The sequence below is a fragment of the Streptomyces sp. NPDC037288 genome, assembly GCF_055603265.1.
In genome coordinates this window covers 1-1,048 of sequence record NZ_JBVJVY010000237.1, presented here as the reverse complement: position 1 = coordinate 1,048, position 1,048 = coordinate 1, and the positions used below count along the sequence as shown (strand labels likewise).

The following is a 1,048-nucleotide window of genomic DNA, read 5'->3' as shown; positions in this document are numbered from 1 at the left end:
GGATCAAGACCTGGCGGATCCTCCGCAAGGCCAGACTCAGCCCGAACGCACTCACGTCAACCACAAAGGCCATCCTCACCCTGGAGGCTCACCGTCGAAAAGGCTCAGGAACTCGCGGATCCGTGCGGCCAGCCCGGGGAGTTCTCCCACCGGTACGCCCCGGACCGCATCCGGGCCGTTCAGCTCGGCCAGGTCGATGACGCCGGAGCGGTCACGCGTCGGAGCACTCATCGGGCACTTCTCTGTCGCCGGGGGCCAGGGGGCGGGCACAATCGATCGAACCCAGCAGCGCGCCCCTTGTTGAGCGAGCCCGAATGCCGGGTACCACCAGTGCACCGCCCCGGCCCCGGGCCGCCGCACATCTTGATATACTGATCTGTCGGCCACGCTTCCGCTCCTTCTGCAGTGTGGTATTCCGGTGATTCGACCAGGCGTTTAAAGGACGAGGGTTTGAGCGGTCGATGGTGATCCCTGGTTCGGTCTGGGCACCCATATGTAGCGAGAGTTCTGGTGGAAGGGGCGCATGAGCGCCCGTTGTCGTTCATGACCGTGATCGCCGGATGATCCGGCGCCGCACCCACCCGCAATCTGCCGGGCCTGGCCAGCCCATCCGCAGAGGATAGAGCGGTTGGAGATGTGAGAGTTCTCCACAAGGTCGTGTACCAATTCCGCCCGCGACGGATACCCCGACAACCCATCCGCGAAGTCCTTTCCGTCGCCCGATTAATAGCCCATGCAGATAAGCCCGGTGGCCTGCATGGACGAATCAGCGCCGCACAGGGCGGTCGTCTGGCGTGATAGCCGGGGGAGGACTGTGATTGAACCTCTTTCATCCTGAAGAGTCGCAGGTCAGTGAACCGTTTTCATCCTGAGTATGTGCAGGTCATCAGGGTGTGGACGGCTTGAACTGCTGTGCCGATGCGGCGGGTGGAGCAGCGTGCTCGCCGTAGCAATGAGGGGCCCCACGCTTTCCGGACAGCTACCTATTGGCTAATTCATGCGGCGAGCTGCTGATTCAGGTAGTCGTCGTGGACCTCTTGTGGGGTCC

General features: G+C 62.9%; 1 protein-coding gene and 1 pseudogene. Both read right to left on the bottom strand.

All coding sequences use genetic code 11. From position 1 onward, the window contains the following. Positions 1-75: 75 nt before the first annotated feature. Positions 76-231, bottom strand: a complete 156-nt coding sequence (locus ACZ7GZ_RS43505; protein ID WP_471033419.1) for a hypothetical protein — start codon at positions 229-231, stop codon at positions 76-78. 632 nt (positions 232-863) lie between these two features. Beyond that, positions 864-971, bottom strand: a pseudogene (locus ACZ7GZ_RS43500) (IS5/IS1182 family transposase); the annotation flags it as partial. Between the last annotated feature and the right edge of the window lie 77 nt (positions 972-1,048).